14 protein-coding genes and 1 other annotated feature are annotated in these 14969 nt (G+C 36.6%); of the genes, 9 read left to right on the top strand and 5 right to left on the bottom strand.

Annotation, left to right across the window (positions count from 1 at the left end):
• The first annotated feature begins 91 nt into the window (after positions 1-91).
• A complete protein-coding gene (gene cpdB / locus ACQVV1_RS04480; protein WP_313897229.1) occupies positions 92-2431 on the top strand; it encodes a bifunctional 2',3'-cyclic-nucleotide 2'-phosphodiesterase/3'-nucleotidase in 2340 nt (779 codons plus the stop codon).
• A 49-nt stretch (positions 2432-2480) separates the two neighbouring features.
• Here the strand turns inward: cpdB and nhaC are convergent, their stop codons facing one another.
• Entirely contained in the window at positions 2481-3854 is a 1374-nt protein-coding gene (nhaC, locus tag ACQVV1_RS04485) for a Na+/H+ antiporter NhaC (protein WP_063223045.1), read from the bottom strand.
• A gap of 278 nt (positions 3855-4132) precedes the next feature.
• Positions 4133-4354 (bottom strand) — a binding site (T-box leader).
• A 142-nt stretch (positions 4355-4496) separates the two neighbouring features.
• Between nhaC and ACQVV1_RS04490 the strand changes: the two genes are divergently transcribed.
• The 8 genes from ACQVV1_RS04490 (at position 4497) to ACQVV1_RS04525 (ending at position 11260) form a co-directional block, all read left to right on the top strand.
• Entirely contained in the window at positions 4497-4853 is a 357-nt protein-coding gene (locus ACQVV1_RS04490) for a hypothetical protein (protein WP_242252151.1), read from the top strand.
• A gap of 77 nt (positions 4854-4930) precedes the next feature.
• Positions 4931-6364: an adenosylmethionine--8-amino-7-oxononanoate transaminase gene (bioA, locus tag ACQVV1_RS04495; protein WP_242252149.1), complete on the top strand. Its 1434-nt coding sequence runs from the start codon at positions 4931-4933 to the stop codon at positions 6362-6364.
• Complete coding sequence (gene bioD / locus ACQVV1_RS04500; protein WP_431168650.1) at positions 6364-7092, top strand: dethiobiotin synthase; 729 nt, start codon at positions 6364-6366, stop codon at positions 7090-7092. The genes bioA and bioD overlap by 1 nt, the downstream gene beginning before the upstream one ends.
• Positions 7058-8245: an 8-amino-7-oxononanoate synthase gene (gene bioF / locus ACQVV1_RS04505; protein WP_242252145.1), complete on the top strand. Its 1188-nt coding sequence runs from the start codon at positions 7058-7060 to the stop codon at positions 8243-8245. The genes bioD and bioF overlap by 35 nt, the downstream gene beginning before the upstream one ends.
• On the top strand, positions 8242-8958 hold the full coding sequence (locus ACQVV1_RS04510; protein ID WP_242252143.1) for an alpha/beta fold hydrolase: 717 nt from the start codon (positions 8242-8244) through the stop codon (positions 8956-8958). Before bioF ends, ACQVV1_RS04510 begins: the two co-directional genes overlap by 4 nt.
• Entirely contained in the window at positions 8948-9757 is an 810-nt protein-coding gene (bioC, locus tag ACQVV1_RS04515) for a malonyl-ACP O-methyltransferase BioC (RefSeq protein ID WP_309259296.1), read from the top strand. Before ACQVV1_RS04510 ends, bioC begins: the two co-directional genes overlap by 11 nt.
• A 1-nt stretch (position 9758) precedes the next feature.
• Entirely contained in the window at positions 9759-10757 is a 999-nt protein-coding gene (gene bioB / locus ACQVV1_RS04520) for a biotin synthase (protein WP_063223051.1), read from the top strand.
• A gap of 182 nt (positions 10758-10939) precedes the next feature.
• Entirely contained in the window at positions 10940-11260 is a 321-nt protein-coding gene (locus ACQVV1_RS04525) for a hypothetical protein (protein ID WP_097950637.1), read from the top strand.
• Positions 11261-11287: 27 nt separating this feature from the next.
• Here the strand turns inward: ACQVV1_RS04525 and ribH are convergent, their stop codons facing one another.
• The 4 genes from ribH to ribD are packed head-to-tail and all read right to left on the bottom strand — an operon-like array spanning position 11288 to position 14712.
• On the bottom strand, positions 11288-11749 hold the full coding sequence (ribH, locus tag ACQVV1_RS04530; protein ID WP_000230892.1) for a 6,7-dimethyl-8-ribityllumazine synthase: 462 nt from the start codon (positions 11747-11749) through the stop codon (positions 11288-11290).
• A gap of 18 nt (positions 11750-11767) precedes the next feature.
• Entirely contained in the window at positions 11768-12961 is a 1194-nt protein-coding gene (ribBA, locus tag ACQVV1_RS04535) for a bifunctional 3,4-dihydroxy-2-butanone 4-phosphate synthase/GTP cyclohydrolase II (protein WP_098556057.1), read from the bottom strand.
• A gap of 12 nt (positions 12962-12973) precedes the next feature.
• The gene (gene ribE, locus ACQVV1_RS04540; protein ID WP_242252138.1) at positions 12974-13618 is read right to left on the bottom strand and encodes a riboflavin synthase subunit alpha; all 645 of its coding nucleotides are present in this window, start codon (positions 13616-13618) and stop codon (positions 12974-12976) included.
• Positions 13600-14712 (bottom strand): bifunctional diaminohydroxyphosphoribosylaminopyrimidine deaminase/5-amino-6-(5-phosphoribosylamino)uracil reductase RibD, encoded by a 1113-nt coding sequence (gene ribD / locus ACQVV1_RS04545; RefSeq protein ID WP_242252137.1) that lies wholly within the window; start codon positions 14710-14712, stop codon positions 13600-13602. The genes ribE and ribD overlap by 19 nt, the downstream gene beginning before the upstream one ends.
• Between the last annotated feature and the right edge of the window lie 257 nt (positions 14713-14969).

Genomic DNA, 14969 nt, shown 5'->3' on the forward strand with positions numbered 1-14969 from the left:
GTGTATCTAATAGAAGAAAAAAGGTATGTGGTTAGAGACTAATAGAAATTCATTTCATTATTCTTTGGTAATTGTATAAGGGGGATTTTTTGTGAAAAAGTCAAAAAAAATGCTAGCTGGAGCAACTCTTGCTATTGGCGTAATAGCGCCGCAAGTATTGCCAACAACAGCTCATGCGGATGAGAAAGCTGGGGAGAGTACAGTTAACTTACGAATTCTAGAAACATCAGATATTCACGTTAACTTAATGAATTACGATTATTATCAAACGAAAACAGATAATAAAGTAGGTCTCGTGCAAACGGCAACACTTGTTAATAAAGCACGTGAAGAAGCGAAGAACTCTGTCCTATTTGATGATGGGGATGCATTACAAGGGACACCGCTTGGAGATTATGTAGCGAATAAAATAAACGATCCGAAAAATCCTGTGGATCCTAGTTATACACATCCATTATATCGTTTAATGAATTTAATGAAGTATGACGTCATCTCTCTTGGGAATCATGAATTTAACTACGGTTTAGATTATTTAAACAAAGTAATTAGTAAAACAGAGTTCCCGGTTATTAACTCGAACGTCTATAAAGATGATAAAGATAATAATGAAGAGAACGACCAAAATTACTTTAAACCATATCATGTTTTTGAAAAAGAAGTAGAAGATGAATCAGGTCAAAAACAAAAGGTGAAAATTGGTGTAATGGGATTTGTTCCACCGCAAGTTATGAACTGGGATAAAGCAAATTTAGAAGGAAAAGTTAAAGCGAAAGATATAGTTGAAACAGCGAAGAAAATGGTGCCAAAAATGAAAGCAGAAGGTGCAGATGTTATCGTTGCACTAGCGCATTCCGGTGTTGATAAGAGTGGATACAACGTTGGTATGGAAAACGCGTCGTATTATTTAACAGAAGTTCCTGGTGTAGATGCAGTATTAATGGGACATTCACATACTGAAATGAAGGATGTATTTAATGGTGTTCCAGTTGTAATGCCTGGTGTCTTTGGAAGTAACCTAGGTATTATTGATATGCAATTGAAAAAGGTAAACGGAAAATGGGAAGTACAAAAAGAGCAATCGAAGCCACAACTTCGTCCAATTGCTGATAGTAAAGGAAACCCACTAGTAAAATCCGATGAAAAATTAGTTAATGAAATTAAAGATGATCATCAAGCGACAATTGATTATGTGAATACAGCTGTAGGAAAAACGACAGCGCCAATTAATAGTTATTTCTCATTAGTACAAGATGATCCTTCTGTACAACTTGTGACAAATGCACAAAAATGGTATGTAGAAAAGTTATTTGCTGAAAATGGACAGTATAGCAAATATAAAGGAATTCCAGTTTTATCTGCAGGTGCACCATTTAAAGCAGGTGGACGAAACGGTGCTACATATTATACGGATATTCCAGCTGGGACGTTAGCAATTAAAAACGTTGCAGATTTATATGTATATCCAAATACGTTATATGCTGTAAAAGTAAATGGGGCACAAGTGAAAGAATGGCTTGAAATGTCTGCAGGTCAGTTTAATCAAATCGATCCAAAGAAAACAGAAGAACAGCCGTTAGTAAATATAGGCTATCCTACATATAACTTCGATATTTTAGATGGCTTAAAATACGAAATTGATGTAACACAACCGGCGAAATACGATAAGGATGGAAAAGTTGTAAATGCAAATACGAATCGTATTATAAATATGACATATGAAGGTAAGCCAGTAGCTGACAATCAAGAGTTTATCGTCGCTACAAATAACTATCGTGGAAGTAGCCAAACGTTCCCAGGTGTAAGTAAAGGGGAAGTTGTATATCAATCACAAGATGAAACACGTCAAATCATTGTGAAGTATATGCAAGAAACACCAGTTATTGATCCAGCAGCAGATAAAAATTGGGCGTTTAAACCAATTGTTGCAGATAAATTAAATACAACATTTGATTCTTCACCAAATGCACAAAAGTATATAAAGAAAGATGGGAAAATATCGTACGTTGGACCATCTGAAAATGAATTTGCTAAATATGCAATTGATATAACGAAGAAGAATGATGATAAGGAAACTGGTGGAGAGAATCCAACAACACCGCCAACAGGTGAAGGAAACAATGGAGAGAATCCAACAACACCGCCAACAGGTGAAGGAAATAATGGAGGAAATCCAACGACACCGCCAACAGGTGAAGGAAATAATGGAGGAAATCCAACGACACCACCAACAGATGAAGGTAAAAATACAGGATCTGGACAAACTACAACTGACAATCAAAACACAAAAGAAACAACAACTGTGAGTGAAAATAAAGAAGAACGTGATTTACCGAAAACAGGTACAAGTGTTGTTTCTACAATTGGAGCAGGTTTGGCATTTGTTGGAGCGGGATTACTTCTGTTATTTAGAAGAAAAAAAGCAAATAGATAGTCGAGAAATATAAAAAGGATTACCGATTAAGGTAATCCTTTTTATTATATTATGAAATTGTTACTGCTTTTTCTTTCTTCCATGAAAGACCAAATCCAGTAAAGCCGACGATAATCGTTAAGACTGGACAAGCTAAACAGAAGATAGCGTATGGCAGGTAATCAAATGTTGGAACGCTAAGGACGTTTGTTAAGAATACGCCACTTACTCCCCATGGTACAAGCGGGTTAATAACTGTACCTGCATCTTCTAATACGCGTGATAAATTACGACGTTCTAAACCGACTTCATCGTATTTCTTAGCAAATGCTTGTCCTGTTAAAACGATAGATAAGTACTGCTCACCAAGTAAGAAGTTTACACCAATTGCAGTTGAAGCAGTAGAAATAATTAAGCGTGTGCTATTTTTTACGAAGCTAGAGATGATATTCATCAGCTGCGCTATAATACCCATTCCTTGTAATAAACCTCCCATACAAAGAGCTAGGAAAATAAGCGCAATCGACATCATCATGCTTTGTAGACCACCGCGAGATAGTAAGCTATCAATGTCTTTAATGCCAGTTTTAGAAACGTAGCCGTCTTGCATAATTTTCATTAAATCAGCTAAAGAGGTGCTAGGTTTAAAAATAAAGAGAATAATAATTCCTACCACAATTCCTGCGAGTAATGTTGGAACTGCTGGAACTTTTTTAAATGCGAATAGGAACAGTAATAAAATTGGAATAAGTGTAACGATAGAAATCGTTGCATTTTTCTCTAATGTGCTAATAAAGTTTGTGAAGTCAACGTTTCCACCAGTACCGCTTCCTAAAATGAAAAATGCGATAAAGGCAATAATGAAAGCAGGGACGGTTGTCCAAAGCATGTTACGAATATGCTCAAATAAATCTACACCCGTTACAGCAGGAGCTAAGTTTGTTGTATCAGATAAAGGAGACATTTTATCTCCAAAGAATGCACCAGAAATAATTGCACCAGCGATTAGAGCCGGATCGTATCCGAGAGCACTACCCATGCCCATAAAGGCAAGTCCTACAGTTGCGGCAGTTGTAAAGGCACTACCGATACTTGTTCCAACAATTGCACAAACAACAAAAACAGTTGGAATGAAAATTTTTGGAGATACAAGCTGGAAGCCGTATACCATTAAAGTTGGAATTGTTCCAGCAGCGATCCAAACACTAATTAATACGCCTACAAGTAAGAAAATAAAAATAGATGGAATACCAGCTGAAATACTACTGATCATTCCTTTTTCCATAGTAGACCAAGAGATTTTTTTCATAAATCCAAATGCTAATAAAAGAACGATACCGAATAAAATCGGGATGTGTGGTGAAACTTCTAATTTGATAACACTAAAGCCAATGCAGAAAAAGATAAAAATTGTTAAAAGAACAGATTCAATTTTTGAAACCATTGTTTTTCCCTCCTAAGTAATCTAAAATAGCTCTTTTTTATATAAAATTCGCCAATATTGTTTATTTCCTTCTAAAATTTAGAATTTTGTGACAAATTAATGGTAATTGTCCATATCTCAATATGATGCGGAAATAATTGGATAAAAAAACGTCCCTGCATATAATTATGCAGGGACGAAGAAATCGCGGTACCACCCTAGCTTGTAAAATGAATGTATCACAAAATAAAGGGTCGTATGATATGCGTTAATAAAATAAAAAACGCCCCTGCAATATATGCAGGGACGAAAAATTCGCGGTACCACCCTAAATTGTGAAACAGTTTCGTTTCACCACTCTTTTAGACATAACGGTCTATAACCGTCTTTCACTACTCCTTACGTTTCGCAAAAGAAGCTCCAGGGGGTAATTCATAATTCGCTCTGTACTGGTTCGCACCGACCACCAGCTCTCTGAAATCAGAAATCGAAATACTACTAAATCCTATCAACGCCGATTCATATGATGTTAGTTAAATTTTTATCATATATTCGTCTTACATGTCAATAAAAATGTTCAATAATTTTTTTGGGAAAATAAAGGAGAAAGATTTTAATACTGTGAAAATGTGCGTTATAATGAATTTGAAAGGGGAGGAAAGAGTGAAGAAAAAAATAATTCTTTTTACCACCTTACTAGTCATTGGCGGAAGTGCTGGAATTTACACAGCTTTTGCAGCTGAATCAGAGCAGTCAAAACAAAGTCGAACAAAGCAGTCAGAAGTGAAGAAAGTAAAAGAACTAGAAGAGAAGAAATCGATGGAAAAAGCAGCTGAAAAACTAGGAGTTTCTACTGAAGGGAAAACAAAAGAAGAGGTTAAGAAAGAAGTAAATACTGCAAGATTTGAAAAACGTCACGATCTATTAATTGAACATGCAAAACAACTTGGAATTGATACAGAAGGAAAAAAAGATGAAGAGATTATTTTAGAAATTGGAAAGATACAGCACGGAAGATAGAGCAACTTATCGTATGATAAGTTGTTCTTTTTTAAGAACTTTTTGATTTAAAAATAATTGACAGCAATTTAGATTTAATGTTAACTATATTTATAAACAAGTTAACATTAGGGGTGACAATTGTGACTGTTAATAGTAATACGAATGAAAAATCGTCTTATACATATGAAGAGTTATCGGAAAAAAATAAAGCCTATGTATGGCACCCATTTACACAAATGAAGGATTTTTTAGAAGAAGATCCTGTCATTATTGAACGCGGAGAGGGGAGAAAGCTATACGATGTAAATGGAAATGAATATTGGGACGGTGTTTCGTCTATTTGGTTAAATGTTCATGGACATCAAGTACCGGAACTAGATGAAGCAATTCGTGAGCAATTAAATAAAATTGCTCATTCTACTATGCTAGGACTTGCTAACGTTCCATCTATTTTATTAGCAGAAAAAATAATTGAAGTTGTACCAGAAGGTTTGAAGAAAGTATTCTATTCAGACTCTGGTTCTAGCGCTGTTGAAATTGCAATTAAGATGGCATTTCAATATTGGCAGCATAAAGGAAAACCGAAGAAACAAAGATTTGTTACATTAAAAGAAGCGTATCACGGTGATACAATTGGAGCTGTTTCAGTAGGAGCGATAGACTTGTTTCACCAAGTGTATAGTTCACTTTTATTTGAGGCAATTAAAATGCCTTATCCATATACATATCGTTCTCCTTATGGAAATAATAAGGAGGAAATTGTAAAAAAACATTTAGAAGAAATGGAAGAGCTGCTGAAAGACAAACATGAAGAAATTGCAGCAATTATTGTAGAACCTTTAATGCAAGGTGCTGGCGGTATGATTACAATGCCAAAAGGATACTTAAGAGGACTACGTAATTTATGTACAAAATATAATGTTTTATTTATTACAGATGAGGTAGCGACTGGATTTGGGCGTACCGGGAAAATGTTTGCATGTGAACATGAAAATGTAACGCCGGACATTTTAACTGCCGGAAAAGGTTTAACAGGTGGATATTTACCAATTGCAATCACCGTAACGACAGATGAAATTTATAATGCCTTTTTAGGAGACTATGAAGAACAAAAAACATTTTTCCATGGTCATAGTTATACAGGGAACCCGTTAGGGTGTGCGGTAGCAATTGCGAATCTAGAACTATACGAGAAAACAAATTTAATAGAAGAAGTAGCACGTAAAACAGAATATGTGGCGACGCAATTAGAAGCACTCTTTACATATAAACATGTAGGGGATATTCGTCAGTGCGGATTAATGGTTGGAATTGAACTTGTGAAGAATAAGGAAACGAAAGAAGCGTTTGAATGGACAGAGAGAGTCGGTGTTCAAGTATGTAAACGCTCAAGAGAGCTGGGCATGATTTTGCGGCCGCTCGGAAACACGATTGTATTTATGCCTCCTCTTGCTTCTACAATTGATGAGATTGATGAGATGTTACGTATTTTATATAAAGCAATCTCGGATGTTACGGAGGGAGAGTAATGGGCGGTTTTTTCATAACAGCAACGGATACTGAAGTGGGGAAAACTGTAGTTGCAGGTGCATTAACAGGTGTATTTAGAGAATTAGGATATAACGTAGGGGTATATAAACCGTTGCAAAGTGGACATGTTGCATCAAATCCAGAGGGAGATGCAGCAAGGTTAAAAGCATTATCGGGTGTACCGACAAAAGAAAATGAAATTTGTCCTTATTCTATTGAAGAACCGCTTGCTCCGAGATTTGCCATGAAAAGAGCTGGAAGAGTAGTACGTTTAAAAGACATTATTAATCACTATAATGAACGATTGAAAGAGTTTAATAGCCTATTTGTAGAAGGAGCAGGTGGACTAGCTGTTCCATATACAGAAGACGCTTTAGTAATTGATTTCGCAAAAGAATTACAGCTTCCTCTTATTATAGTAGCACGTCCTACATTAGGGACAGTAAATCATACAGTTTTAACGATTGCTTATGCAAAGGCACATGGCTTAACGGTAGCAGGTGTCATTTTATCTGGTTGCAAAGAATGTGAAATGGAAAGAGTGCAAGAAAATAAAGAAATGATTGAAGAGCTGAGCGGGGTACCAGTTTTAGGTTTATTACCATTCTTTGCAGGTAACTTTACAAAAGAAGAAGTATTGGAATCTGCTAAAGAATATATAATGATTTCAAAATTAGAGGAGTTCATTCAAAATGAATCAAACGTGGCACGCACATCTTCAATCTAAATTACAACAATTACATGAGCAAGGGCAGTATCGTAATTTGTACGTAACAGAACAAGCAGAAGAGACATGGCTTATTCGAGATGAGAAAAAGATGCTAAATTTAGCGTCAAATAATTATTTAGGGTTAGCTGGAGATGCGAGGTTAAAAGAGGCTGCTATTGTGTGTACAAAAAAATATGGAACTGGTTCGACTGCCTCTCGTCTCGTTGTAGGAAATTATCCATTGTATGAAGAGGTGGAGAGAAGTGTATGCAACTGGAAAGGTACTGAAAGAGCATTAATCGTAAATAGTGGGTATACAGCAAATGTAGGGGCAATATCTTCTTTAGCCTGTCGTCACGATATTGTATTTAGTGATAAATTAAATCACGCAAGCATTGTTGATGGAATTATATTAAGCGGGGCAGAACATAAAAGGTATCGGCATAATGATTTGGAGCATTTAGAGAAGCTGTTGAAAACAGCATCTCCTGAAAAGCGGAAATTAATTGTAACTGATACTGTTTTTAGCATGGATGGTGATACTGCGTATTTGAGGGAGTTAGTGCAGCTAAAAGAGAAATACGGGGCAATCATTATAGTTGATGAAGCGCATGCGAGTGGAATATATGGAATCGGCGGAGCTGGATTGTCTCATATAGAAAAAGATCTTGCTCAAAAAATTGATATACATATGGGGACGTTTAGCAAGGCTTTAGGGTGTTATGGTGCGTATTTGACAGGTGATGCAATTTATATAGAGTATTTACAAAATATGATGAGAAGCTTTATTTTTACTACTGCTTTACCACCAGGGACTTTAGGAGCGGTACAAAAAGCAATTGAAATTGTGAAAGAAGATAATGAAAGAAGAGAGAGACTTATAGAGAATGGAGCTTATTTCAGAAACCATTTACGAGAAGCTGGTTTTGATATTGGGAATAGCTCAACTCATATTGTACCGATTGTGGTCGGTTCAAATGAAACAGCTTTACAGTTTAGTAAAAAGTTACAAGAGGCAGGTATTGCAGCTATTGCAATTCGTCCGCCAACTGTACCAGTCAATAGTTCTCGAATTCGCTTTGCAGTTACATCGCAACATACAATAGCTGATTTGCAATGGGCTATTGACCGAATTATTCACATTGCGAAAGAAGAGGAACTTTTCGTATGAAAGAGCTGAAGATTATTTTTATCCCTGGATGGGGAATGGAAGAAAATATTTGGGATTTAGTACTTCCGCATTTTAAAGAATATCCTGTTCAATGCATTGATTGGCGTAACGTGAAAGAACAAAGTGAATTTGCGGGGCGAATAATAGATGTAGCAAAGGATGAAAATATAATTTTAGTTGGATGGTCACTAGGAGCGTTAGCGGCAGTTCAAGCTCATAAAAAGATTAAGGCAAAAGGTATTGTACTAATTGGTGGTACTGCCAAATTTACAAATACGAGCGACTATACGAGTGGATGGAATGCTTTGCATGTGGAACGGCTGAAAAAGAATTTGACTAGAAAGAAAGAAGATACGCTCAAGCGGTTTTATGAAAATATGTTTACGAAAGATGAGCTGAAAGAGAATAAAAGTTTTGAAGACATCGTAAAACATTTTAAAGGTGATTCTATCCAGTCTTTACAATTAGGTTTGGATTATTTAATAGAAACAGATATGAGAAAAGAACTGAAAGAAGTGAAAGTACCTATACTACTTATTCATGGGGAGAAGGATGTAATATGTCCATTGTCTGCAGCGCGTAGTATGGCTGAGAATGAGACTGCCATGCTCAAGGTAGTAAGTGAGGCTGGACACGCATTATGCGTAACGAATTTTGAATATTGCGCGAATGAGATAATTCAATTTATAGAGGGGATACGACATGATCAATAAAACGTTACTACAAAAACGGTTTAACGTGGCAGCTGTATCCTACGATCAATATGCAAGTGTACAAAAAAAGATGGCACATTCATTACTTTCTAAATTGAATCGGCGATATAGTGCTAATTCATCGATACGTATTTTAGAACTTGGATGCGGGACAGGTTATGTCACAGAAAGACTATCAGAGTTATTTCCGAAAGCACATATTACAGCCATTGATTTTGCTGAAAGTATGATTTCAGTTGCGAAAACTAGACAAAATGTGAAAAATGTAACGTTTTACTGTGAGGATATAGAAAGGTTACGACTAGAAGAAACATATGATGTCATTATTTCAAATGCAACATTTCAATGGCTAAATGATTTAAAACAAGTGATAAGAAATTTATTTCATCATTTGTCTATAGATGGGATATTACTTTTTTCAACGTTTGGACATGAAACATTTCAAGAGTTGCATGCTTCGTTCCAGCGGGCGAAAGAAGAAAAAAATATACAAAACGAAACATCGATTGGACAACGTTTTTATTCGGAAAATCAGTTGCGCCATATATGTGAAATAGAAACAGGGGATGTGCATGTTTCTGAAACATGTTACATAGAGAGTTTTACAGAAGTTAAGGAGTTTCTGCATTCTATTCGAAAAGTAGGAGCGACCAATAGTAATGAAGAATCATATTGTCAAAGTCCCTCACTCTTTCGTGCGATGCTTCGCATATACGAAAGAGACTTCACGGGAAATGAAGGGATAATGGCAACGTATCATGCTTTATTTGTGCATATAACAAAAGAGGGGAAGAGATGAAATGAAACAAGTACAAACAAAAAGAGATTGGAACAAACTTGCATACGACGTAGTAGAAGAGAAGATGATCACGAAAGAAGATGCAATAGCGATATTGGAGGCTGACGATACAGAGATTTTAGAGATTATGAATGCAGCTTACATCATTCGCCATCATCACTTTGGTAAGAAAGTAAAATTGAATATGATTATTAATACGAAGTCTGGATTATGTCCTGAAGATTGTGGATATTGTTCTCAGTCTATTATTTCAGAGGCACCGATTGATAAATATGCATGGTTAACGCAGGAAAAGATTGTAGAAGGAGCACATGAAGCGATTCGCCGTAAAGCGGGTACATATTGTATTGTAGCATCTGGTCGTCGTCCGACGGATAAAGAGGTGAATCATGTAATTGGAGCAGTTAAGGAGATTCGTGAAACGACAGATTTGAAGATTTGTTGTTGTTTAGGTTTCTTAAATGAAGATCAAGCGGGACGTTTAGCGGAAGCTGGCGTACATCGTTATAACCACAACTTAAATACACATGCAAATAATTACGAAAGTATTTGTTCAACGCATACGTATGACGACCGTGTTGATACAGTTCAAAAAGCGAAACAAGCGGGTATTTCACCATGCTCTGGGGCGATTTTTGGGATGGGGGAGACAATAGAAGAGCGTGCTGAAATTGCATTTGAATTACAACGTATAGATGCAGATTCAATCCCATGTAATTTCCTTGTTGCTGTAAAGGGTACGCCGCTTGAAGGACAAAAAGAGTTAACACCAGTAGAATGTTTAAAAGTGCTGGCGATGATGCGTTTTGTAAACCCGACGAAAGAAATTCGTATTTCAGGGGGACGTGAAATCAATTTACGTGCTGTGCAGCCAATTGGTTTATTTGCAGCAAACTCTATTTTTGTTGGGGATTACTTAACGACAGCTGGACAAGAACCGACTGCAGACTGGGGTATGATTGAAGATTTAGGATTTGAGATTGAAGAATGTGCGTTATAAGATAGAGGAAAAAGCAAACTTGTAAAAGAGTTTGCTTTTTTTGTAAATAAAATGTAATAAAAAGGTGTTAACGCTTGATATGAATGGGTTTTGAGTGAGAAATATAATTTTTGCGGACGAATTTTCCAAGCCCTAATTGTACATAGTAAATATGTAATTTATATTGGGTTGGAGGATTTTACATGCACAAATATATATTAGCGATTATGACTTGTCTAATTTTACTAAAAGCAATAAGTGCTGATCCAGTTAAGGCCGCTGAAAATCCTGAACAAAAAGAGATGCAACAACGAATTGAACAACATTTTCGAACGAAAGCTGAACATTTTGGATTGAAAACAGAAGGGAAAGATTTAAAGGAAGTACGAAAAGAAATTACTATTATAGAAGAAGCGAAGAAAAGAGAGAATGTATGGAGAACAGCACAAACGCTTCATATACAAACAGAAGGAAAAACAATGAATGAATTAATAAAAGATGTACGGAAAAAAGTAAAAAAATAAAAAGAGGCCGCAGCCTCTTTTTATTTTTTATGCCCATTGTTTTGATAAGTGAGCCATTTCAATGGCAGCAACTGCAGATTCATAGCCTTTATTACCAGCTTTCGTGCCCGCGCGTTCAATCGCTTGCTCAATCGTTTCTGTCGTTAATACACCGAAAATAACTGGAATGTCTGTTTGAAGTGATAAAGATGCAACACCTTTTGCTACTTCATTACAAACATAATCGTAATGTGTTGTAGCACCACGAATTACAGTGCCTAACGTAATAACAGCATCATATTTTCCGCTATTCGCCATCTTTTTAGCGATTAAAGGAATTTCGAATGCGCCAGGAACCCAAGCAACATCAATATCGTTTTCTTCTACACCGTGACGCTTTAATCCATCTAAAGCTCCGCCTAGTAACTTACTTGTAATAAATTCATTAAAACGTCCAACAACAACCCCAACTTTTAATCCTGTACCAACTAAATGACCTTCGAATACCATAATAAATCTCTCCTTTGATTATAAGTTTAATAAATGTCCTAATTTGTTTACTTTCGTTTGTAAATACGTTTTATTCTCTTCTTTTGTTGGCATTTGCAACGGTACGCGCTCCGTAACTTTTAAATCATAACCTTGTAAGCCAGCAATTTTTCTTGGATTATTCGTTAATAATCGTAAATGTTGTAAACCTAAATCTTTTAATATTTGAGCGCCGATACCGTAATCACGAAGGTCAGCGGGGAACCCAAGTTTTTCGTTTGCTTCTACAGTATCGAAGCCTTCTTCTTGTAACTTATAAGCGCGAAGCTTATTAAGAAGGCCAATGCCTCGTCCTTCTTGTCTCATATAAAGAAGAACGCCTTTTCCTTCACGCTCAATTTGAGCAAGTGCAGCATGGAGTTGTGGTCCGCAATCACAGCGGCACGAGCCAAATACATCTCCTGTTAAGCACTCTGAATGAACGCGTACAAGTACAGGCTCACCTGTTGAAATATCACCTTTTACGAGTGCGATATGTTCTTTCGTATCTAATGAGTTAGAATAGCCAATTGCTTGAAAAGTACCGAAATCTGTAGGTAATGTAATTTCCACTTCTCTCGTCACAAGTGTTTCATGATGGCGGCGATAAGCGATTAAATCTTCTATTGTAATCATTTTTATATCAAATTGTTTTGCACACTGTAGTAAATCAGGGACGCGTGCCATCGTACCGTCCTCATTGATAATCTCGCAAATGACTCCAGCTGGTTCTGCTCCGCAAAGCTGTGCTAAATCGACAGCAGCTTCTGTATGACCAGCACGACGCAGGACACCGCCTTCTTTCGCGATTAATGGAAAGATATGTCCAGGTCGATTAAAATCAGCGCCTTTTGATGCAGGGTTTAACAATTCTTGTATCGTAGTTGCACGTTCGTGAGCGCTAATCCCTGTTGTGGTAGAAACATGGTCAATGCTCACTGTAAATGCAGTATGATGCGAATCTGTATTATGAGATACCATTGGTTCTAGTTGTAGGCGTTCTGCGTACCCTTCCGTAATCGGTACACAAACGAGACCGCGTCCATGTGTAATCATAAAATTAATCGTTTCTGGCGTAATATACTCTGCTAAAGCGATAAAATCGCCTTCGTTTTCACGGTTTTCATCATCACATACGATAACGACTTTTCCTTGTTTTAAATCTTCTAGAGCTTCTTCAATACGATGAAACATAATGCTTCCCCCTTATAGAAATCCGTTTTCTTGTAAAAAGTTTTCGGTCATTGAACCTTTTCGTCTTACAGGCTTAGTAATAAAGCGTTCGATATATTTACCAATCATGTCACACTCAATGTTTACGATGTCACCGGCATTCTTTTCTCCGATAACAGATTCGCTTACTGTGTGCGGGATGAGTGAGATTGTAATGGAAGATTCGTCTATATCAAATATTGTCAAACTCGTTCCATCAACAGCAATGGATCCTTTATGCAAACAATAGCGTAGCAGTTCATCCGAAATAGCTATTTTGTAATAGATGGCATTATAGTGTTGTTTTTTGTTTAATATCGTCCCGATGCCATCAATATGTCCTGAAACGAAATGTCCACCGAATCGTCCATTTGCAGCCATTGCTCGCTCTAAATTTACTTTAGAGTGTGATTTGAGTAGGCAAAGTGATGTTGATTTCATCGTTTCGGGCATTGCATCAACTGTAAATGAAGTAGGTGTAAAGCTCGTTACAGTTAAGCAAATACCGTTAACCGCTATACTATCGCCTAAATGAACATCTGATAAAATTTCATTTGCATGTATCGTTAACTTCATTGCTTCCCCGCTTTGTTGCATATTTGTTATCGTTCCTAATTCTTCTACAATTCCTGTAAACATTTCGTCACCTCGTTTCGGGCATTCGCAACGATTTTTATATCATCGCCAATTTGTTTCATCTCTTGAATTTTTAAGGAAAGCGCATCTTGTAATTTTGAAAAACCATTTCCGCCAAATAAAGTAGGGGCATCTTTCCCGCCAATTAATTTTGGACTTATATAAGTTACAATTTCATTGAAATTATTTGTTTGTAAGAAACTTGCATGAACCGTTTGACCACCCTCAACGAAAAGAGATAGGATTTGTTTTTCACCGAGTAGGTCTAAAACATCTTGAATTTCAATTTGTTTCGTTTTCATTTGGAATATAAATATATTTTCAGATTCATAAGAAGCTATTTTCTCTTTATTTACATCCTTACCAACCATAATCCATGTCGGTGTTAAACAATCTGTTATGACATGAGAAGATGGTGGCGTTTTTAAATGAGTATCTAAAATAACGCGTATTGGATTTTTACCCCCATTAGGAATTCTTGTTGTTAAATGCGGATTATCAGCTATAACTGTATTCACTCCAACAAGAATTGCATCGTGTGTATGGCGATATTGATGAACATCAGCTCGTGCTTCTTCACCTGTAATCCATTTACTGTCACCAGTTACAGTTGCTGTTTTTCCATCTAAGCTCATCGCTGTTTTTATTGTTACAAATGGGCGTTTCGTTTTCATGTAGTGAAAAAAGTAGCGATTTAATAAAACTGCTTCTGCTTCAAGGACACCGGTAGTTACTTCGATTCCAGCTTCTTCTAATCTCCTTTTTCCATTACCAGAAACGAGCGGGTTACAATCAAGGGTAGCAATTACAACGCGCTTAACTCCCTTTTCGATGAGCAATTCACAGCAAGGTGGTGTTTTTCCAAAATGGCTACACGGTTCCAGTGTTACATAAACGGTAGCGCCTTTGGCGTTCTGACCAGCCATTTGAAGGGCATGAACTTCTGCGTGTTCTTTACCAGCACGTAAATGAGCCCCCATACCGACGATGTTTCCATCTTTTATAACAACAGCACCAACCATAGGATTTGGACTTGTTTGTCCTGATGTTCCTTCTGCTAACTGCAGGGCAATCCTCATATATTCTTGATCTGTCATTTTCTTCACCTCTCCTAAAAAAATCAAAAAACCCCAAGGATTTAATATCCTTGGGGTTTGGGAGACGTGATTTCTAGAAATATAGTTCGAATACGAAAGCATAGGGAAGAAACCTAACGATAATCGATATTTCTGCATAAGGAAAAAACCTAGCAAAATATCGGATTTTTTAAACGCTAGTTGTCTCTTTTTATTTCAGTATAAAAAATGAGTATAGAAAACTAAACATATATAAAGAATCAAAATGAATCTTTAAA

The sequence above is a fragment of the Bacillus basilensis genome (assembly GCF_050630465.1).
In the GTDB taxonomy this organism is placed as follows: domain Bacteria; phylum Bacillota; class Bacilli; order Bacillales; family Bacillaceae_G; genus Bacillus_A; species Bacillus_A basilensis.